Annotated in this window: 21 protein-coding genes; 19 read left to right on the plus strand and 2 right to left on the minus strand. The window is 35.9% G+C overall.

Annotated features, from left to right (window positions below; translation table 11 throughout):
* The first annotated feature begins 271 nt into the window (after positions 1–271).
* The 4 genes from FZD51_RS14850 (at position 272) to FZD51_RS14865 (ending at position 5,074) form a co-directional block, all read left to right on the plus strand.
* The gene (locus tag FZD51_RS14850; RefSeq protein ID WP_148975490.1) at positions 272–817 is read left to right on the plus strand and encodes a hypothetical protein; all 546 of its coding nucleotides are present in this window, start codon (positions 272–274) and stop codon (positions 815–817) included.
* A 293-nt stretch (positions 818–1,110) separates the two neighbouring features.
* Positions 1,111–3,732 carry a hypothetical protein gene (locus FZD51_RS14855; protein ID WP_148975491.1) on the plus strand — a complete coding sequence of 874 codons (2,622 nt, stop codon included), beginning with the start codon at positions 1,111–1,113 and terminating at the stop codon, positions 3,730–3,732.
* A 389-nt stretch (positions 3,733–4,121) separates the two neighbouring features.
* A complete protein-coding gene (locus FZD51_RS14860; protein ID WP_148975492.1) occupies positions 4,122–4,757 on the plus strand; it encodes an HNH endonuclease in 636 nt (211 codons plus the stop codon).
* Positions 4,758–4,834: 77 nt separating this feature from the next.
* Positions 4,835–5,074: a hypothetical protein gene (locus FZD51_RS14865; protein ID WP_148975493.1), complete on the plus strand. Its 240-nt coding sequence runs from the start codon at positions 4,835–4,837 to the stop codon at positions 5,072–5,074.
* A gap of 9 nt (positions 5,075–5,083) precedes the next feature.
* Here FZD51_RS14865 and FZD51_RS14870 read toward each other — a convergent pair whose 3' ends face one another.
* Positions 5,084–5,488: a hypothetical protein gene (locus FZD51_RS14870; protein ID WP_148975494.1), complete on the minus strand. Its 405-nt coding sequence runs from the start codon at positions 5,486–5,488 to the stop codon at positions 5,084–5,086.
* A gap of 129 nt (positions 5,489–5,617) precedes the next feature.
* On the opposite strand from FZD51_RS14870, the gene FZD51_RS14875 reads away from it, so the two are divergent.
* The 15 genes from FZD51_RS14875 to FZD51_RS14940 all read left to right on the plus strand — a co-directional run bounded on the left by FZD51_RS14875 (position 5,618) and on the right by FZD51_RS14940 (position 18,752).
* Positions 5,618–6,223: a type II toxin-antitoxin system PemK/MazF family toxin gene (locus FZD51_RS14875; RefSeq protein WP_187445776.1), complete on the plus strand. Its 606-nt coding sequence runs from the start codon at positions 5,618–5,620 to the stop codon at positions 6,221–6,223.
* 420 nt (positions 6,224–6,643) lie between these two features.
* Entirely contained in the window at positions 6,644–6,844 is a 201-nt protein-coding gene (locus FZD51_RS14880) for a hypothetical protein (protein ID WP_148975496.1), read from the plus strand.
* A 58-nt stretch (positions 6,845–6,902) separates the two neighbouring features.
* Positions 6,903–7,166 (plus strand): hypothetical protein, encoded by a 264-nt coding sequence (locus FZD51_RS14885; protein WP_148975497.1) that lies wholly within the window; start codon positions 6,903–6,905, stop codon positions 7,164–7,166.
* A complete protein-coding gene (locus tag FZD51_RS14890) occupies positions 7,156–7,563 on the plus strand; it encodes a terminase small subunit (RefSeq protein ID WP_187445777.1) in 408 nt (135 codons plus the stop codon). The genes FZD51_RS14885 and FZD51_RS14890 overlap by 11 nt, the downstream gene beginning before the upstream one ends.
* 172 nt (positions 7,564–7,735) lie before the next feature.
* Entirely contained in the window at positions 7,736–8,341 is a 606-nt protein-coding gene (locus FZD51_RS14895; protein ID WP_148975499.1) for a recombinase family protein, read from the plus strand.
* Positions 8,342–8,395: 54 nt separating this feature from the next.
* Positions 8,396–8,602, plus strand: a complete 207-nt coding sequence (locus FZD51_RS14900; RefSeq protein WP_148975500.1) for a hypothetical protein — start codon at positions 8,396–8,398, stop codon at positions 8,600–8,602.
* Between the two features lie 17 nt (positions 8,603–8,619).
* Positions 8,620–10,146, plus strand: coding sequence for a phage terminase large subunit (gene terL / locus FZD51_RS14905; RefSeq protein WP_148975501.1), 1,527 nt, complete (start codon positions 8,620–8,622; stop codon positions 10,144–10,146).
* A gap of 1 nt (position 10,147) precedes the next feature.
* Positions 10,148–10,363, plus strand: coding sequence for a hypothetical protein (locus FZD51_RS14910; RefSeq protein ID WP_148975502.1), 216 nt, complete (start codon positions 10,148–10,150; stop codon positions 10,361–10,363).
* Positions 10,364–10,366: 3 nt separating this feature from the next.
* Positions 10,367–12,073, plus strand: a complete 1,707-nt coding sequence (locus tag FZD51_RS14915) for a portal protein (protein ID WP_148975503.1) — start codon at positions 10,367–10,369, stop codon at positions 12,071–12,073.
* A gap of 92 nt (positions 12,074–12,165) precedes the next feature.
* Entirely contained in the window at positions 12,166–12,960 is a 795-nt protein-coding gene (locus FZD51_RS14920) for a hypothetical protein (RefSeq protein WP_148975504.1), read from the plus strand.
* 27 nt (positions 12,961–12,987) lie between these two features.
* On the plus strand, positions 12,988–13,818 hold the full coding sequence (locus FZD51_RS14925; RefSeq protein ID WP_148975505.1) for a major capsid protein: 831 nt from the start codon (positions 12,988–12,990) through the stop codon (positions 13,816–13,818).
* Positions 13,819–13,854: 36 nt separating this feature from the next.
* Positions 13,855–13,977: a hypothetical protein gene (locus tag FZD51_RS26660; protein ID WP_262380924.1), complete on the plus strand. Its 123-nt coding sequence runs from the start codon at positions 13,855–13,857 to the stop codon at positions 13,975–13,977.
* Between the two features lie 59 nt (positions 13,978–14,036).
* Complete coding sequence (locus FZD51_RS14930; protein WP_148975506.1) at positions 14,037–14,417, plus strand: hypothetical protein; 381 nt, start codon at positions 14,037–14,039, stop codon at positions 14,415–14,417.
* Complete coding sequence (locus tag FZD51_RS14935) at positions 14,417–16,237, plus strand: hypothetical protein (RefSeq protein ID WP_148975507.1); 1,821 nt, start codon at positions 14,417–14,419, stop codon at positions 16,235–16,237. Before FZD51_RS14930 ends, FZD51_RS14935 begins: the two co-directional genes overlap by 1 nt.
* A gap of 10 nt (positions 16,238–16,247) precedes the next feature.
* Positions 16,248–18,752 carry a WD40/YVTN/BNR-like repeat-containing protein gene (locus tag FZD51_RS14940; RefSeq protein ID WP_148975508.1) on the plus strand — a complete coding sequence of 835 codons (2,505 nt, stop codon included), beginning with the start codon at positions 16,248–16,250 and terminating at the stop codon, positions 18,750–18,752.
* 54 nt (positions 18,753–18,806) lie between these two features.
* Here FZD51_RS14940 and FZD51_RS14945 read toward each other — a convergent pair whose 3' ends face one another.
* A complete protein-coding gene (locus FZD51_RS14945) occupies positions 18,807–19,025 on the minus strand; it encodes a helix-turn-helix domain-containing protein (protein WP_148975509.1) in 219 nt (72 codons plus the stop codon).
* Positions 19,026–19,078 lie beyond the last annotated feature (53 nt).

The raw sequence follows: 19,078 nt of genomic DNA on the forward strand, positions 1-19,078 counted from the left end.
AATAAACTAACACAGGACTTTGAGGGAGGTGAAAACAAATGACAAAAGACCAATTATTCTTCTGCTATGATTTTGCACTTAAAAACAAAATAAAGGCCAAAGGAATCAAGTACATAACAACAGCAATCAGTAATGATCAGCGAAGATTCTGGTAATACGCAGCAGTAAATTTACTTCTGGTGAGTTTATCCTACTTGCCAAATTGATTCAGAGTTATTACGCACAGAAAGGAGAAAAGAAGCTAACTTTCAAGGTAGATCACAAATCTATAATGTACTACCTCTTCCTTGAGGATAATAAGACGTTTAAAAAGCATCTCCAAGGATTGTGTGAAAAGAAGATTATTACCAATGAGATTAAATCATTACCTAGAAAAAACGGCCTAGAAATAACACTGAATGAATTAGTCATTCCAGAATTAAATAAGAAACGTGGTTTCTTCACACAATTACCTACCAATGTGCTGAATCGAGAAGTTATTCAGGTTGCTGGTCATGTTGGTGTAAGGATGCTTTATTACTATAAGTCCTACATAAATGCTAAAGATTGGTCTAAACAATACTGCTTTGTTGCAGAGGAAACAGCAGCAGAGGATTTAGGAATAACTGTTAAGACGATTATTAAATACAACACTTTACTGAAAAAGTGGAAGTTTTTAAAAATTGATAAGCATGAAGTGGGTCATGGGTACGGTGACAATAAGCATGGGCAAGAACAATTACTCTTCACTAAGTACAATAATCACTACTTTTTGAGGCAAGATGAGATTGATAAATTTTGTGAGGAACATAGGTCGAATTTAACTCAAAACGCTTAGTTGTAAAATTTCCGAGATGTGAAGAAATAATTCCTAGATACATAGAAAAAATACCTAGATAATAATCCCTTTTTTCCGAGATAACTTGGAACATTTTCCGGGATAAATTACAGACTAATAAGAGTAATAATTAGATACATACCATATACATATCAGATTCAGTTTCAGATACATATCAGAACCAGTATTAGAATGCGCAAAACAAGTTTGCTCATTCCGATGAACTTGAAAAATTTGTACATAATTTGGTCAGTTTAAATTTATACAATTACACATGTGAAGGAGAATGTTAAATGTCAAAAGCTTTAGAAAATCAGGTATATATTTTTTCGTTAGGTACCCATTCGTTTTTTACAGATGAGGAATATAAAATTTTCAAAAGGTATCAAACTTTAAAGAGTTATAAGAAACATTTAAGGTATCGCAAGGATAATTTGAAGAAAGATAATTCATTAAGCAAGAGTAAGATCCGTTTAATGAAGAAAGAACTCAACGCAGAAATTAAAAGGGTCATTCATGGATCAGAAATTGAAAAGGGAATGAACCAGTTAAAAATAGATTTATACAAATTGATTGATGCTCACAAGGGAGTTAGAGCACTTAGGATTGAAGAATTAAGAAAGAATAATATTATCTCTGTCTTTTCCTCTGTGTTAACAAGGACACTTGGATTAGAGAAAGATGAGCTGTCAAAAGAGATAATGGTTATCCAGTCCTATCACGAAAAGGTATTAGAGGGATTAATTAAAGACGGATTTTATGATGCATCAGGACAAAAGTATATTTATCTAAGTTCATCTGCTGGCCAAATTAGACAAAAACGGGGAGTCTGGATCAGGGAGGATGCTTGGTTAGAGCACATTAATTCCTTAACATGTGGACTTACGTTGGATGAGATAAATGAAAAAGGCGGCTGTAATGTAAATAAGTTACTTGCGTACAAAGCTTTAATCTTCTCAGCTTCAGAAGAATGGGAAGACTTTGATATTAGAAAAGCTATCTGTGTTGATGATATGGAATTAGTAGTTAAATCTGAAGTGGATTACATAAACCGGGAAACATATGAGATTGATCCGAATGTACCTAAATCTATTCCAATTACTGCTACTGATGGATGTGGGATGATCTTACCTTCTGTATCAAAGAAGAATTTCATGGTTAGGTTGCCTTATGTTAAAGGATTATTGGCAAGCTATGACTTTGCTCAACATGGCCGATATGTGAAGGATATTGACGGTGTGACTCATGATGTGATTAAAGAAGAAATATCAATCATTTTTACTAAGTCGCAATGGAAAATGCACTCTTACTTCGATTCTTGGAAAGATTATCAAGACAGGTTTGAAAAGTTTGGTTGCAAGGCTGCTAAGTTAAATGAAGAGGAAGACGAATTAAATGAAGGTAAAATCAGTTATCAGATGCTCCAGAGTTTAACGGATGTTACTGATGCTGAATTAGAAGAGATTGCTGCATCGACTTCTAAGGACATTTTAAGCATCGGTGAGAGCCAGGAAACAATGCTGAAGGTATTGGGAGCTACTAGTGGAAATGACCGCAAGGGAAGTCTGCAGAAAGCCCTAATGATGTACCCTGAGTTATTAAATGACAAGTACTCTAAGGAAACGATTAAGACCAAGAAAAAGTCACTTGTGAATGAGGCTAGAACAGGAAAGTTAAATGTCAATGGATCATTCACATTTATCATTCCTGACTTATACAGTTTCTCAGAGTACTTATTCAAAGGAAAAGCTAAACCGTTACTTAACGAAGATGAAGTTTATTGCAAAATGCATGATGAAGGAAGGGTAGGTATACTCAGAGCACCTCATTTAAGCCGTGAATGGGGATTGAAAAATAATGTGGACAAAAGTGAATATTTCAAAACAGATGCCCTCTACGTGTCCAATGAAAGCCTCTTGTCCAAATTAATCCAGTGCGATTGGGACGGTGATAAGGTATTAGTGCTGAGTGAGCATAAGGACAGAAAACTCATTGAAGTAGCAGAGAGGAACATGAAGAACGATAACATTGTACCTTTGTACTATGAGATGGAGAAAGCAAAAGCTGTTGAAATTAATGAGGAAAATATCTATGAAGGTTTAAAGGCAGCGTTTGATACTAATGGAGCAATAGGAGAAGTATCAAACAATATTACAAAGGTGTGGGGATCTGAAAAGCCTGATTTAGATGTAATTAAGTGGATGTGTATGGAAGTGAATTTTGAAATCGACTTTGCAAAAACCCTCTTCCGATTAACAAGGCCACCGCATGTTGATGAAAAAGTGAAAGAGTATGTCAACATGAAGCTTCCTTATTACTTCAAATATGATAAGAGGAAGAATAAGAAGGTAGGGAGAGTTGTAAAGAAAGCTAAGACAGAAGAAAAGACCAACAGTACAGTGAACAGGCTGGAAGATATTATTCCGAACAAGAATATTTACTTCCGTAAAGTTTCAGGTGGTAAATTCGATTACAGAATGTTGATGAGAAAGAAAAAGGTTCAAATTAATGATGAGGTAATTGAAAAATACAATAGCCTCAACAAAGAGAAAAAGGACTTCATCAAGGTTGACGATAATAAGAAGAAAGGGAAACAGTATTTCTATAAGTATGTTAAGGGTGAATTGTTAAAGATTGATCCTAACCCAGTTAATGTTGCTGACATGTTAATTGAATATCTGTATGGGATTGAAGATAGTGCCTATAAGGATACTTTATGGGGAAGCTTTGGAGAAACCATCGAGTATAGTTTAGAGAAGAATTTAAAGGAAGCTTGTGAATGTGAAGTCTGCAATAGTAAGTTTAGACCACACAGAAAGACACAACGGGCATGTAGTGATTCTTGCCAGAAGATAAGGGAAACAAGATTAACAACCTTGAGGAAAAGAAAGCAAAGAAATAAGACAATCGCATAACCGTGACATAAACTCAAATAGGCACTAGAAAGCTAGTAATATCAAGCTTTCTAGTGCTTTTCTATTTTTGTAGATAATGGTCTTTAAGGGAAGGAAAAAGACAGTTAACATATGCGTTTTAGGGCAAACTTTGTCCTTCTCTTTTTTTATTTCGCCTAAAAAAGTATAGACGATTCCGCAATTATCAAATGCTACTTAACCAAAGTATAACAGAATGGATTTTACTAAGCAAGTATTAAATAAAGAAATTTTCATTTGTAAAAGGGATTTCTTATCTGCTCAGATGCTTCTCCCTCATTTGGGCTGGGTAAGGCATCCCTTTTAGAGGTGAAAACTACTCTTAATCTGTAATGTAGCAGGTTGCGCAATATCCGAAGTGCCTTCAAACAGTGAATAAAGCTAAGGTGAAATGCTTAGCGACAGTGAGGAGAAGGAGGGGTGAAACGCCCTCCGAATTCACTTTGAAGGAGTTAGAAAAGGCAATGAGTAATGAAGTACGGGTAAGCGAAACAGTTAAAGAAATACCGGGTTTTAGTAGGTATCTATGTGATACTGCAAAGGGAAAAGTCTACAGGAAGCCAACTGAGAAACGAAAAGGTAAGTGGTTGAGACAAAAACCTAATGATATTGGGTATGTTAAAACTACTCTCAAATCTGATGATGATAAATTTGAAATGGTATTTATTCACGAGCTTGTTATGTCAGCAACCATTGAGTTTCCTATGAACTGGTGGAAAACGAAGAACCTTGAGATCCATCACCGCAACAGAGTAAAACATGATAATGCATTTAAAAATTTACAGTTGGTCACTAAGGAAAAAAATCATGAACTAATCAGTAACAGGAAGCCAAGCAGAAGACTGACAAAAGAGGAAGTTATCTACATTTTCAATTCTTTTGCCGATTGGGTCGGACGAAAAGGAGATTTCTATAAGAAGATGGCATCTGAACTTGGTTGTGTATGGCAAACAATTCAATATACAGTCCTGGGCTATAGTAATTCCAAAGTAACAAAAGATAATTAATACATAGGTTTATTTAATACATACTGAGGGTGTATACAATGTATATACCTTATTTATATTAAAGGGAGATTGATTAGATGAAGCAGGAAAGATTGAATATTCTAGAAGAAATATACAATGAAGCAGTATCCTTTGGAACATTCGATGCAGGAGTTAAATATAGTGTTGAGGATTTAGCTGCAAGTGGATTTGACTTGTATTATCTTGAAGATGGTGGATATATCAGAATACCTGATAGTGATCCTGAAAAGGGATGGGAAATCACCATTACATACAAAGGTGTGGATGCTGTTGAACAAAATAGTAAAGAGTCCTAAATGGACTCTTCAGTTTTTTCTTGTTGAATTTGTATCTATCATGAAAAAAGCTACTAATGCTCCAGCGACAATTAAGAACGTAAATTTATTTAGTGTATAAGACGAAAAACTATAGCATCCGGCTGCTGCACTTCCGCAAATTGCTAAAGAGATTAAACCGTGTGTCATTTCACCTTCATAAAATTTTGACCAAGCTCTTTTTATTGACTGATACGCTATATAGGCAATTATTAAAGCTGTTCCTACAAAAAGAGCTAATAAAATGGCTGGCTTAAACTGACTCGCTTGAGTTAACTCTAAAAAATCAGGCAGGTTTTTAATAGGGGGATTAGTTCGATATTGATAAATTGATATTCCTAACATCATTAATCCAAACACAACCAAGCTATAATACGGGCCATCATTCCTATACATTGACTACCTCCATTTGTAATATTTAACTATATACCTACAATATAACAAATTTATAGTCGAATTCATACAACAAATCTCCTATAATTCTCGAAATATGGTAAAATATAGAGAAGAATGGGAGGGAATATAATGAAAGTAGATTTATCAAAAGTTTCAAGGCTGATTACTTGGTCTAGTTTAAAGATATCTTTACATTCCAGAGCTGAAAGCGCAAAAAGTAGGAAGGTAAAAAGAGGGCAAGTTTACGAGTGTTATTTCGGGGAAAATATAGGTAGTGAAGAAAGTAAGCAAAGACCCTGTTTAATTCTGCAGAATGACGTTGGTAATATAAAGTCACCAAATACAATTGTTGCTCCGATTACCAATACTCCCGGAGAAAAAAAGGTTACAGTGCCTATTGTAACTCAGTATGACGGTTCCGAAGTGATTTTGTCCGGAAATGTATTACTGGGCAATATTGTAACAGTTAGTAAGGCTAGGCTAGGTAATTTAATAACCACTTTACCAACTGATGAACTAATTGAAGTAGATGAGAAAATGATGGTGTCTTTAGGATTGTATGCTAAATTTAAAAACTTGAAAGATAAGTTAGAGAGAGATAAAAAATTCATTGAACGCATTAAAAATGAAAATTACACGAATAAAAAACTGTTAAAAGATATCAGATCTAAATTAGAAATTGGCGATGATGAGGATATTTTAGCAAAAATTGAGGAATTCTTCCAAAAGAGTTGACATCAGTAAAATAATATGAGAATATATCCTTACAAATACATTTGCTCATGACGAGTAAATAATACTACTTTTCAAAGATGGGGAGTCATGACGATTCCCCATTATCATTATCTTGCATAATATATCTAGATCTGCATAAGTTAATACAAATATCCTGAAACATGATGTTTTGGGCATATTGATTTCAAATATGGGGATATTGATTATTCCTAATATCTGAAGACCTTTCACTAACCATGTGAGAGGTCTTTTACATTGTCCAAAAACTAAATACTTCATAAATAAAACACACTCCCCTCTTCCCTACTCTGGGTTGAAGGAGTGTGTTTTTTGTTGTGGTTTTATTTTACAAATTAATACAAATTTGCAGGAAATACTCCCTTTTTTGAAGAATGTTGTAAGAAGATGGGAGGTGTTAATATGTCTGAGAACAATGAGTTAGAGCTACTTAAGCAAAAAGTGCAACTACTTGAAAATGAACTATTACAAAGAATAAACAATCTTGAAAGTAAAACCTTTTCGCACGACAGTAGAATCCCTTCTTTAGAAGGAAGAATGTCATCTGTAGAAGGCCAGATTCAAACCCTCAAAAAAGATTCTGGAACCGCAACATTTGGATAATGAGTTAAGCATTCCTTCGGGAGTGCTTTTTATTTTGTTTAATGGGAGATGAAAGTTAATGTTAAATAAATCAATGGATATACATCAAGCGATAATGGATGAGTTGAGTATTATTAAGAGGATAATTGCAGAGTCAGATAGATTAAGGTGTGAAGCTATGGAGATGAGTATCAGGCATGTTAATGAAGAAATTAAAGCTGCTGATAAAGATCCTTTGGTGTATGTGAATGAACTATTAATGAAGAGAAGAATTCTAAACTTAGAGCTTGAGGTAATGGATTTAAAGAAGAATCTGAATGGAGTTGAGGAAAATGGCGGATGAGAAAAGGAAAGTAGGTAGACCTTTAAAGTTTGAGTCTGTAGAAGCATTAGAGGATAAGATTGAAGCTTACTTTACTAAATGCGATGAAAAAGAAGAGCCGTATACTATTACTGGATTAGCTTTAGCGTTAGATACCAGCAGGAAGGTATTACTTGAATATCAAGATAAAGATGAATACAGTAACACGATAAAAAGGGCAAAACTTCGCTGTGAGAATTTTGCAGAAAGTTTCCTTTTTCGAGGCAAGTCAGTTGTTGGTGGAATCTTCAACCTTAAAAATAACTATGGCTGGGTTGATCAGCAAGTCATTAAGAATGAGACATCTGATGATTTATCTGACGATGAGTTAAATAAGCGACTTAAGGAATTGCAGTCTAAATTAGATCAAGGTAAATAAAAACTGTATTTTATAGCGTCTAATATGGTGTACCTTTGTAGACTATCTGAATTAGGTTGTTTCATGTGTCTATTTAAATGAAAAATAAACCTTTATAAACGTCTATAAAGTAATTGACCTTTATGTACTATCTTGATACAATAATGGTATCAAATGGGTGAGGTGTTGCTTTATGGGAGAAAACTTCGGTTATATAAGGGTTAGTACAAAGGAACAAAACTTAGATAGGCAATATGATGCTTTAAAGCCTTATGTAAGTGATCCTGATAATTTATATCATGATAAGGCTTCTGGAAAGGATATGGAGCGTGAAGGCTTTAAGAATATGCTTAGAGCTTTAAGGAAAGGCGATACACTATACGTAAAATCCATTGACAGGATAGGAAGAAATAAGCAGCAAATTAAGGATTACTTAGAGGTATTCAAGAAAAAAGGTGTAAGAGTTAAAATAATCGACTTACCTACAACAATGCAGGATCAACCAGAAGGTCAAGAGTGGGTCATAGACATGATAAATAACATTATTATAGAGGTTTATACGTCAATGGCTGAACAAGAAAGGGAAACACTGTTAAAACGCCAATCAGAAGGAATTGCATCTGCTAAAGCTAAGGGTAAGCATCTGGGAAGACCAGTTATGGAGTTACCTAAAGAGTGGAGTAAATTCTATAAGGAATGGAAATCCGGTAAAATCACTGCTGTCGAATTCATGGGTAAGGTTAGTATGAAAAAAGCTACATTTTATAAGAAAGTTAAAGAATATGAGGCGACACTTTAAGACCCTTCCACTGCGAAAGGTCTTTTTATTATGCCTAAAAAGGGAGGTTAATGAATGGATTCATGCCCGAAATGCCAAGGTATGCTGCGAATAGGTAAGACATTTTACACTTTTGATGGAAATAACACAGAAGAATCACCAATCGTTGCTTTCATTAATATGCCTATGCTTTGTTTGAATGCAGAGTGTGAAAATTATGCTGGTGAGGATCAATCAAAGCCAAGATATATTGTAGAAACAGTAAAGAATCAGGTTAATTAGGTAGGTGAAGCAATGATATGAGCCTAAACAACTTAACAGAGAAGGAAAAAAGGGAATTAATATTCCTACTCGAAAAGAAGCAGCTTGGATTAGTTAAAGATGATTACACAGAGTATGTTGAATACGTCCATGAGGGCTTATATCAGCACGCAAAACACACCAGATACCTATGTAACATTGTACAGGAAGCAATTGATAATAAGAAACGTATGCTTTCTGGTGAGATGCCTTTGAGGAATCAATACATAGCCTTATCAATCCCACCTCGACATGGCAAATCAATGACTATAACGGAAACTGCACCAAGTTTCTATTTAGGTCAATTCCCTAATGATCGAGTAATACTTGCAGGGTACAATACGGACTTTGCAACTAAATTTGGTAAGAAGAATAAGGAAAAAGTTGAACGATTCGGCAGGAAAATATTCGGTAATGAACTGAAGAAAGGTTCATCTTCCGCAACAGACTGGGATATTGAAGGTCATAGAGGTGGAGTTATTAGCCGTGGTATCTTATCAGGTGTAACTGGTGAAGGTGCTGACTTAATGATCATTGATGACCCTGTTAAAACAAGGGAAGAGGCTGATAGTCAGGTAACAAGGGATAAGATATGGGGTGAATGGATTGATTCATTCTCTACTCGTCTGCATCCCGGAGCAATTGTTATCATTATTATGACCAGATGGCATGAGAATGACTTAGTAGGCCGCCTGTTAGACCCTGAATATGGTGAACCTTTACCGTGGAAAGTTATCAATTTACCTATGGAATGTGAAGATGAGAATGATCCACTAGGTAGAAAAATAGGTGATCCACTGTGGGATAGGTTTGATAAGGAATACATTGCTACACGTAAGAAAATGTCTGCTTCCTCATTCCATGCACTATATCAAGGTAGACCAACCTCTCAAGAGGGTAATCTTGTTAAGAGAGAATGGTGGAAGAAATACATTGAATTACCTCGTATTCCCAGAAAAATAATGTCTGTTGATGCTACATTCAAGGATGCTGATACATCTGACTTTGTTTCTATTCAGGTATGGGGTAAATCAGGAGTAAATGCTTACCTCATTGATCGTAAGAAAGCACGTATGGATTTTCCAACAACACTTAAATCAATAAAGGAAATGAAAGCTAAACATCCTGATATAAGTGGGATATTCATTGAAGATAAAGCAAATGGTTCAGCCATTATATCCATGCTTAGAAGTAAGATGCCTGGTATTATTCCTGTTAACCCTAAAGGTGGGAAAATATCTCGTGTAAATGCTGTATCAGATTACATACAAGCAGGAAATGTATGGTTGCCTAAGGATGAGCCTTGGACAGAAGAGTTTATTGAAGAATGGGCAGCATTTCCAAAAGGTAAGAATGATGATGATGTTGACTCAGCATCCCAAGCACTGAATAAATTGTTTTATTACTATGCTGAGATACCTGAACCATCTGATCCATTCGTTCCTACACCAGAAGAGAAACATTCTTCAATGTTAAAGAAAATAACTGGGGGTGCTCCTCCAAGTCAGATGATGAAGTGGGGATAATATGGAATTTGTAATTGGATTACTTTCAGGAGTAGTCTTTTTTATTTTACTTGGAGTTGTCTTCATCAATGGTTATAAGATGGGAATTAAACGTAAGCCTGATCCTATTGCTAAACCTACAGATGAAGAAATAAGAAGGAATGAATCTTTACAGAAATCCTTTGAGAAATTGATGAACTATGATGTGACTACAGCTTACAAGAGGAAGAAGGTGTAATATTTGAGCGACAAACGAACAAAAGACTGGCAACTTTATGAAGCAGGAAGAAATTACAACAACAGGCTTGAACCTTCATATTACTCAACTGTTGATACTAACCTGGCCTTTGTTGAGGGTAATCAGTGGAGAGGGTTGGAAGGTGAAGAGATCCCTAAACCTACGTTCAATATTATTAAACGTGTCCTTCAATTCTTCGTAGCTAGTTTAACATCAAGTAAAATTAAGATTCACTTTGAACCATTACTGTATAGTGAAGCAGCGAAAAATGATGAGGAAATCACACCTGCAGATATTGCTAATGCACAGGTTCAGAACCTTTTGGAAAAGTTTAAATTTGATTTCAAAATTAAAGATGTATTATTTGATGGTGCTTCAACTGGTGATGGTTGTGCTCATTTCTTCTTCAATGTTAACAAAAAGCCTTATGGTGGAGCTGTGAAAGATGTTAAAGGTGAAATTGAGATGGAACTTGTCGATGGTACTAACGTATTCTTTGGGAATGCTAACTCATCTTTAGTTTCAAATCAACCTTACATTATCTTGTCAGGAAGAGATATGGTCGATAACCTAAAGGCTGAAGCTAAACTATATAAGCAAAAAAATCAGGAAATTGACAGTATTAAATCAGACAGTGATTATGAAGATCAAGCTGGTGACTCAGGTAAAATTGAAGTTGATGCCGATGATTATGGAAAAGCACTTTACATTATTGTTTACCGCAAGGACAAGAAGACAGGTAGAATCCTAGCTTCAAAAAGTGTAGAAAACGCCTATATTTACAAGGATATTGATACAGGGTTATCACATTATCCGATTGCTTGGTTTAACTGGGAAAAACAGAAGAATCAGTATCATGGAAGGGCATTATGTACAGGCATCATTCCTAATCAGATTTACATTAACCGTATGTTTGCAATGGTGATGTACAATTCAATGCTTACTGCATTTCCTAAAGCGGTATACAATGCCGATGTAATACCAAACTGGAATAATCAGATAGGTGAAGCTATTCCTGTAAGGGGATTGGATCAAACTGCAAATATTAAGAGTATTGCAGGTTATCTTGAGCCGGGTAACATGTCTTCACAGATTAATAATATCATTGAGTTAGCCATGCAATATACGAAGGAGACACTTGGTATCTCAGATGCTGCTTTGGGACAAATAGACCCGAAAAATACGAGTGCCATAATTGCCGTTCAGAAAAGTTCAGCAATCCCTCTAGAGAATCCTAAAGCTAATCTATATGAGTGGATAGAAACTATCGGTGAAATATTATTTGACATGATGAGTGCTAAATATGGGGTTCGTCCTATTCAAATAGAAAGAAATGGACAAAAGGAAATTGTTGAATTTGATTTCAGTCAATTTAAAGATACTTGGTTAGATATTAGGGCGGATGTAGGTGAATCAACTTACTGGTCTGAACTTGCTTCTATTCAAACGCTTGATAACCTTCTTGCACAAGACAAGATTGATTTCCTTGATTACCTAGAGCGTGTTCCAGAAGAATACATACCTCAGAAGCAAGAACTAATGTCTAAGATTAAAGAAAATATGGCAGCACAACAACAGGTAGCAAATGATCCTTCTGCTTTGATAGCACAATTGTCACCTGAGGAGCAACAAGCGTTCAATAATGCTCCACCGGAAGTACAGCAGCAGATATTAGCACAAGTACAACAACCGCCAGCACCTCAAATGTAGGTGTTTTTATTATGTTCAAATTGGGCTAGGGATGAGAGTTCCTTAGCCCTTTAATAATTCGTCGCCAACCAGAGCGAAGGAGGAAATTTTTAATGTTTGAAAATGAAGATATGATTCTTCCTGATGATTTTCAGGAAGCTGCAGACCTACCACAGTCTGATGATTTAGATACTGTTGAAACGGTTGAGGATACCACTGACACCGGACAAACAGAAGATTCTACAACAAGTGAACAACAAGCAGAGGAACAGAGACAAGCGTTTCTAAAGGTTAAGTACAACAAAGAGGAATTAGATTTAGGTGAAGATGAGGCAAGGGAACTTGCTCAAAAAGGCTTAAATTATGATAAAACACTTGAACGTTTACAAGCTCTGGAAAGTGATCCTCGTCTTACATTTGTTGAAGAGCTAGCAAGCGAATTTAATATGACTGTCCCTGAATATTTGGAAGCAGTCCAGCAACAAAAGGAACAAGAAAGGCTGAATGAATTGATTCAGCAAAATATTCCTGAAGAGTTAGCGAAGGAAATCCTTGAAAGTCGTAAAGACCGTGAAACTCGGAAACAGGAACAGGAAGAGAAGTCTAATCAGGAAAAAGCTAATGCTGAATACCTTGATTTCTTTGATTATTACAAGTCTGTCAATGGAAAGGATTTTGATGCAAATACTGATCAGATTCCTGCGGAAGTATGGGAAGCGAATAAGAGTGGAGTTCCTTTGAAGTATGCATTCATGGAGCATCATAACAATCAATTGCTTTCACAAGTTAAGATTCTTAAACAAAACGAAGAAAATGCAAAGAGTTCTCCTGTAGGAAGTGTCACTACACATGGCAGCACTGAAACTGCTGTAGATGATGATTTCCTTAAAGGATTTAACTCAATCTAAAACACACAAATTAGGAGTGAATAAAAAATGGCAGTAAATTTAGCGAGCAAGTATTCAAGTAAGGTTGATGAGAGGTTTAAAAATAAATCATTTACGGAAATCGCTGTAAACCGTGATTACGAATGGACGGGTGTACGTTCTATAAGCGTATTCTCTGTACCAACAGTTGCAATGGGTAACTATACAATGACTGGAGCAAACCGATACGGTACTCCTGCAGAATTAGATAATACAAAGCAAGATATGATTGTAACTCGTGACCGTGCGTTTACATTTACAATTGACCGCAGGAATCACCTTGATACACAAATGACACAGGAAGCAGGTAAAGCTCTTGCACGTCAACAAGATGAAGTAATTACACCGGAGATTGATATTTATCGTCTTGGAGTAATGTCTGCAGCGGCTGTTGCAGCGGGTGGAGTTTCTGCAGCTACAGCAATTACTGCTTCAAATGCATATGCTCAATTCTTAAAAGGTACTGAATATCTTGATAATAATAGTGTACCTACAGGTGGTCGTATTGCATTCGTTACACCAGCATTCTATAACTTTATTAAACTTGATCCAACATTCGTGAAACAGTCCGATACTTCTCAAAAGATTGTTGCATCGGGTCTTGTAGGGGAAATTGATGGCCTGAAAATCATTAAAGTTCCAGCAAATTACCTACCTGCGAATACTCCATTCTTGCTTACTCATAAGGTTGCAACTGTTGCGGCAGATAAGCTTGAGGATTACAAAACACATGATAACCCTCCTGGAATCAACGGTTGGTTGGTTGAAGGGCGTACTGTTTATGATGCATTCGTTCTTGAGCAAAAGAAGAAAGCTCTATATGTCCACAAAACTGCTTAATTACATGGTAAATTGATTAATGTGAGGTGAAGAAAAATGGAATTTCCTAAAGTTTTTGTTTCTGAAGAAGGAATTGAGTTGATTGCATCTAATGAAATTCAAGCAGCAGCCTTTTCTTCTGCAGGACTTAAAGAAAAAGTAGAAGCTAAAAAGAAGTAATCTAAACTGAGGGTGGGAGAAATCCTGCCCTTTTTTATTTTTCGTTAAATGAGGTGGAAATGATGGCAGTTACTGCTCAACAAGTATACGACATGGCTTTGATTTTGATGGATGAAGTCAGTGAAGTTGGTTCAATTAACCCTGAAAATCCTGAAAATTACAAGGTCAGGTCTAAATCAATTCTAACTTCTCTGCAATCTGAATTACTTCCTGCATCACAATCTCCTGAGCCTATAACTGATTTAAGCCAAAACTTAATATTATCTGATCGAGTTTGTTTAAGTGTGCTTCCATATGGATTAGCAGCACACCTTGCAATGACTGAGGATACGGATATCGCTGCATTCCTGAATAGTCGATATGAGGAATTAAAAAGACGAATACCAACTACACCTACTTTAATTGAAGATAAGTATGGGGTATTGAAGGGGATGATGTAATGGCTGTTATTAGGTCTTCAAAAAATAGCCCTCCCTTATTAAAAATTGAACCATTTAGAGGTATGGACTTAAGTACTTCACCAACCTTATTAGACGAACATCGTTCACCAGATATGCTAAACATTAATTTGGATGAGCATGGTTCTATTCACAAAAGAACAGGATTTAAAAAAGCTCATCCCAGTACTTTACAAGAAAAATACGCTGAAGTTAAACCTGTTAGCGGTATGTTTGAGTACAGAAAGAGGGATGGCTCAAGAGTAAACTTGATTACTCATGGATTTAATATATTTAAACAAGTCGGAGAAGAGCAACCCGTAGAAATTATAAGTCCAATCAACAATATGGATCGAGTTACTTTCTTTAATATGAATGACAAGTGTTATGTCATGGATGGGGTAAGTTACTATGAGTTTGATGGTACTAATCTAAAAAGTGTCACACCTTACATTCCCACTATTTCAATCTCCAAGAATCCTGCTGGTGGTGGAACAGCCTATGAAGATTTTAACCTTTTGGGCACTTGGTTCAAGGATTCATTCAGCGGAGATGGAACAAGCGTGGAATACCTCCTGTCTCTAAAGGATTTAGACGTGGGTCGAGAGGTTGAGGTTTCATATGATGGTGGAGCAACCTTTCAAAAAAGAGAGGTAGCAGGTGATTATACAGTTAACCGATCACTTGGGAAAGTTACTTTTAAGACTCCTCCAGCAAAGGGAACAAACAACATTATTATAAAAGCATCAAAATACTTTTCAGATTTTCAATCCAGAATCAAAAATTGCCGATTCAGTGTAATGTACGGTGGACAAAATGATACTCGTTTATTTGTAAGTGGAAACCCCAATCATCCTAGTCAAATGTGGAGAAGTGGCTTATATGACCCTACATATTTCCCGGAGAATGGATTTTATAAAATAGGCCAGGATACAGATCCTATACAGGGATTCAGTAAACAGTATGATACCTTAATCATTCACAAGAAATATTCCCTTTGGAATATGAGCTATGAATTGAATAATGGATCAGCTAGCTTCCCGATAAAACCAATTAACGACAATATCACCACACTTGCACCTGAAAGTATACAAATCATTGAAAATAACCCGGTATGGCTTACTAAAGATGGGGTCTATATGCTAATTTCCTCAAACGTTAGGGATGAACGGAATGTTCAGCATATTTCTAGAGCAATTGACGGAAAGTTACTGAAGGAGCCGAATTTAGAAAAGGCTATATCCGTGGATTACGATAAAAAATATTGGCTTGCTGTAAATGGAAATGTCTATATCTTCGATTATGTGCTAAAGGAATGGTACATGTATGACGGTATCCAGGCATCCTGTTTCCTTGAGCATGACGATGGATTCCTCTATTTTGGTCATAAGACTACAGGGTTTGTTTATCGTTTTAAAACGCCTGATGAACCATATCCATACAACGATGATGGGCAGCCAATTAAAGCACATTGGTTTAGTAAATTGATGAGCTTTGGAGCAGATGAAAGAAGAAAAATGGTTGAAAAAGTGTTTTTCTCCTTGAAGCCTGATATCCGAACAAGTGCAGACCTTTACTATATATCAGATAAGAAATCTAGGAAGTTCATAAAAACTACAAGGAAAGACCTTTACGACTATAGTCATTTTGATTATAGCGTTTTTTCTTATGGTACGAATGAATTTCCGCAGGAAGCCAGCAACAAGATAAAAGCTAAAAAAATTGTATATTTCCAGTTGGAGATACGGAACGACAAGCTTGATGAAAGCTTTGGTTTGTATTCATTGGGGATTAAATACAACTATCAAAACTTTGTGAAGTAGGTGTTTAGATTTGCCATTAAAGAAACAAGGAACATTTCCATTTAATCATACTGACCAACAGGATGATTTATATAGGGTAAAGGATTCAATTCAGATTAAAAAGGATTTTGACAGCAGGGGCGAAGAGTTAAAGAAGACCGTTAACACGCTAATTGATGACCTTGGAAAGACTACTTCAGGGGATTCAGGAGCGAAGAATATAGGGGTCAGTACTATTGAGGGAATTGCAGGTAGCGATGTTCAAACAGTGTTACAAAAACTTAAGGAAAAAGATGATGCGGCTAGTACTCACTTAACTGGACTTGATCAAAGTGTAGGACAGTTGCAGAGGGATAAGGCTGATATTGATTATGTTGAGAATTTACATAATGGCATGATTGATACTACCCAAGACATTCAAACCGATATTAATGGCCTGACTAGTCGATTGTCTACAGTTGAACAAAAGAAAGTTCAGTTAGATGAACATGGATTTCTTTCTTCTGACATTCTTTATGATAACCCTAATGGACGGACAATGAATGAAGCTATGGATTCCCTGTATGATGTGGAATATGCCATTAATTCAACAGGTGGAATAAAGGATCAAATTGCTGGTATGAAGAATGATTTTTCCACCGTTAAAAACGAAGCCCTTAGTGCTGCTGAGGAAGCTCAAACCCAAGCTACATTTGCAAAGGAACAAGGGGAAGTCACAAAGCAAAGGCTTGAAGATTTGAATGGTTTATCTGCGGTTCAGTTCAAGGATAGACAAGATGCCTTTGATGAACTCTTGGCAGAAAATGCTCAATATAGTGGCGAAAAAATCAATAATTTACAAACATCATTACCTAGACTTGGAGTGCCTTCAGTTTTACCTCCAAGTAAACATAGAGTATTAGCACCATTAAGTGAAAACGCTTGTAACTATGTAGGACAGAACGGTATTATCACTGGCTCACCTACTTACGAAGATGTTTTGTTTTATAAAGGAATGAAGTTTGATGCAGGTCAACTTCTTGAAATACCCGTGGCTGAATCTTCTTCATTAAAATCTGGAACTGTTTTTATGAGATTTAAGACGCTGCAAAAATTCGATGACTCTTTAAATATGGAATATAAGTTGTTTAATCTTTATGATTCAAATGGGTCTACTGCTGTTTCTGCACAACTTCACTATTTAGATGCACAAGGATACAACGGAGTTGAAGTGATTATCAGAAACGGTTCTGACCTTAAACGACTTACAGTGAATAATTTGGAGTTTGAGAATGATACAGTCTACTCTATGGCAGTTACATGGAATTACGATGGTAATGGTGACGGAAATATATCTTTCTACATTGATGGTTTGATTGAACGTTCTACAACATTTTCTTCAATATATGTACCCATTGATGCAGATAAAATCCTTATAGGAAATCAAACTGCCTTAAATAGACCTGCGCAATGCGTTATAGAATCTGTATTTATTACATTTGATAAGCTGGATACATCAGGGATATTGAAATTGCACCGTTCCCCTATAAACATGGAAACTATATTCAACTCCTCTGTTTATAAACAGCGTTTTAATGTAGTTGGTTATAAGAGAGAATTGCAGGGTACAGTAGTGCTTAACTATCACAAAGGAATATTGTACGGAATTAACGGTAGTGTTCGCAACAAATTATTAATTTCCTCTGATGAGGGAAAAACATGGACTGAATACTACGACTTTACAACAGGTTATCGTATCTATTCTGTTGATTTTGTAGGCAGTGACATATATGTTGGGGTTGAGGAAGAAGCCACAGATATATTTGAATTGCGGAAAGGTTCAATTGATTCACCTGTTTTCACCGAAGTTTTAACCTTTAACAAAGGATTCCTAATGGCAAATGGATACAACTTCGATTCTTACAATGGGAACATCGTTGTAAGTGAGTACGGAAGTGGCGATGGAGTGAACTTGGCGAGAGTGTTTCTTAGTACAGACGGAGGTAATAGCTTTAATGTAATAAAGACTTTACCACCTGATTCAAGACATGTGCATAGTTCAAAGTTTGATCCTTTTACAGGATACCTATGGATCACATGGGGGGATAACATTGAAGGTACGGAGTATTCCCCTGATATGGGAGTAACTTGGATTATGGTTACTGATAAATCATATCATCAAAATATGCCGATTGCTTTCACTGAAAACGCAGTTCTTCTTGGTTCTGACACAATTACTGGCGGGACACATATCAGAATTTATGAAAAAAACAAGCAAACAATTAGGATGTTATCCAATCCAACATCCAAATATCTTCAAAACGTATATGCTATTAATACTGATAGCAGTGGGTACTTATGGTGGTTTGGTCATAAAGAGTATCAGACCAATGTTTCCAGTGCATTATTTATTTCACCAGATTTCGGCTCGACTCCTTTATTGCTCGAAGATATTGGAGATGAGTTGATTGATTCTCCTTATAAATTTATAGAAACAAAAGATTTCATTTATCTTGGAAATAGTAAGATAACAAAGCCGATTATTAAAGAAGTCTAAGGAACAATCGGACGATGTAGTTCACTAAGCAAAGTATCAAAAAAATCCCGACAATTAACTGTCGGGATTGCTTATTTTTAACTCTAAAATGTCTGTGATGTCGCACTCAAGTACTTCACATATTTTAGCCAGATTAGGTAATGGCAACCTGACAGTTTGATTCCTGCACATTTCATTTATAGATGGCTGTCTAATACCAGTGAGTCTGGAAAGTTCATGCTGTGACATCTCTTTCTTCTTAAGAACTTGATCAAGCTTGATAATCACTTCCATAGGACAATCCTCCTGATTTTAAATTCGATACGTTTAAATTATTGATACGGTAA

Source organism: Bacillus infantis (assembly GCF_008180445.1).
Lineage (GTDB): Bacteria > Bacillota > Bacilli > Bacillales > Cytobacillaceae > Bacillus_AB > Bacillus_AB infantis_B.

Coding starts and splice junctions, on each gene's coding strand:
- FZD51_RS14930 (WP_148975506.1), top strand. CDS start 14,037: ATGATGGCAGTTACTGCTCAACAAGTATACGACATGGCTTTGATTTTG.
- FZD51_RS14935 (WP_148975507.1), top strand. CDS start 14,417: ATGGCTGTTATTAGGTCTTCAAAAAATAGCCCTCCCTTATTAAAAATT.
- FZD51_RS26660 (WP_262380924.1), top strand. CDS start 13,855: ATGGAATTTCCTAAAGTTTTTGTTTCTGAAGAAGGAATTGAGTTGATT.
- FZD51_RS14890 (WP_187445777.1), top strand. CDS start 7,156: ATGGCGGATGAGAAAAGGAAAGTAGGTAGACCTTTAAAGTTTGAGTCT.
- FZD51_RS14870 (WP_148975494.1), bottom strand. CDS start 5,488: ATGTATAGGAATGATGGCCCGTATTATAGCTTGGTTGTGTTTGGATTA.
- FZD51_RS14850 (WP_148975490.1), top strand. CDS start 272: ATGTACTACCTCTTCCTTGAGGATAATAAGACGTTTAAAAAGCATCTC.
- FZD51_RS14880 (WP_148975496.1), top strand. CDS start 6,644: ATGTCTGAGAACAATGAGTTAGAGCTACTTAAGCAAAAAGTGCAACTA.
- FZD51_RS14895 (WP_148975499.1), top strand. CDS start 7,736: ATGGGAGAAAACTTCGGTTATATAAGGGTTAGTACAAAGGAACAAAAC.
- FZD51_RS14900 (WP_148975500.1), top strand. CDS start 8,396: ATGGATTCATGCCCGAAATGCCAAGGTATGCTGCGAATAGGTAAGACA.
- FZD51_RS14920 (WP_148975504.1), top strand. CDS start 12,166: ATGTTTGAAAATGAAGATATGATTCTTCCTGATGATTTTCAGGAAGCT.
- terL (WP_148975501.1), top strand. CDS start 8,620: ATGAGCCTAAACAACTTAACAGAGAAGGAAAAAAGGGAATTAATATTC.
- FZD51_RS14865 (WP_148975493.1), top strand. CDS start 4,835: ATGAAGCAGGAAAGATTGAATATTCTAGAAGAAATATACAATGAAGCA.
- FZD51_RS14885 (WP_148975497.1), top strand. CDS start 6,903: ATGTTAAATAAATCAATGGATATACATCAAGCGATAATGGATGAGTTG.
- FZD51_RS14910 (WP_148975502.1), top strand. CDS start 10,148: ATGGAATTTGTAATTGGATTACTTTCAGGAGTAGTCTTTTTTATTTTA.
- FZD51_RS14875 (WP_187445776.1), top strand. CDS start 5,618: ATGAAAGTAGATTTATCAAAAGTTTCAAGGCTGATTACTTGGTCTAGT.
- FZD51_RS14855 (WP_148975491.1), top strand. CDS start 1,111: ATGTCAAAAGCTTTAGAAAATCAGGTATATATTTTTTCGTTAGGTACC.
- FZD51_RS14945 (WP_148975509.1), bottom strand. CDS start 19,025: ATGGAAGTGATTATCAAGCTTGATCAAGTTCTTAAGAAGAAAGAGATG.
- FZD51_RS14925 (WP_148975505.1), top strand. CDS start 12,988: ATGGCAGTAAATTTAGCGAGCAAGTATTCAAGTAAGGTTGATGAGAGG.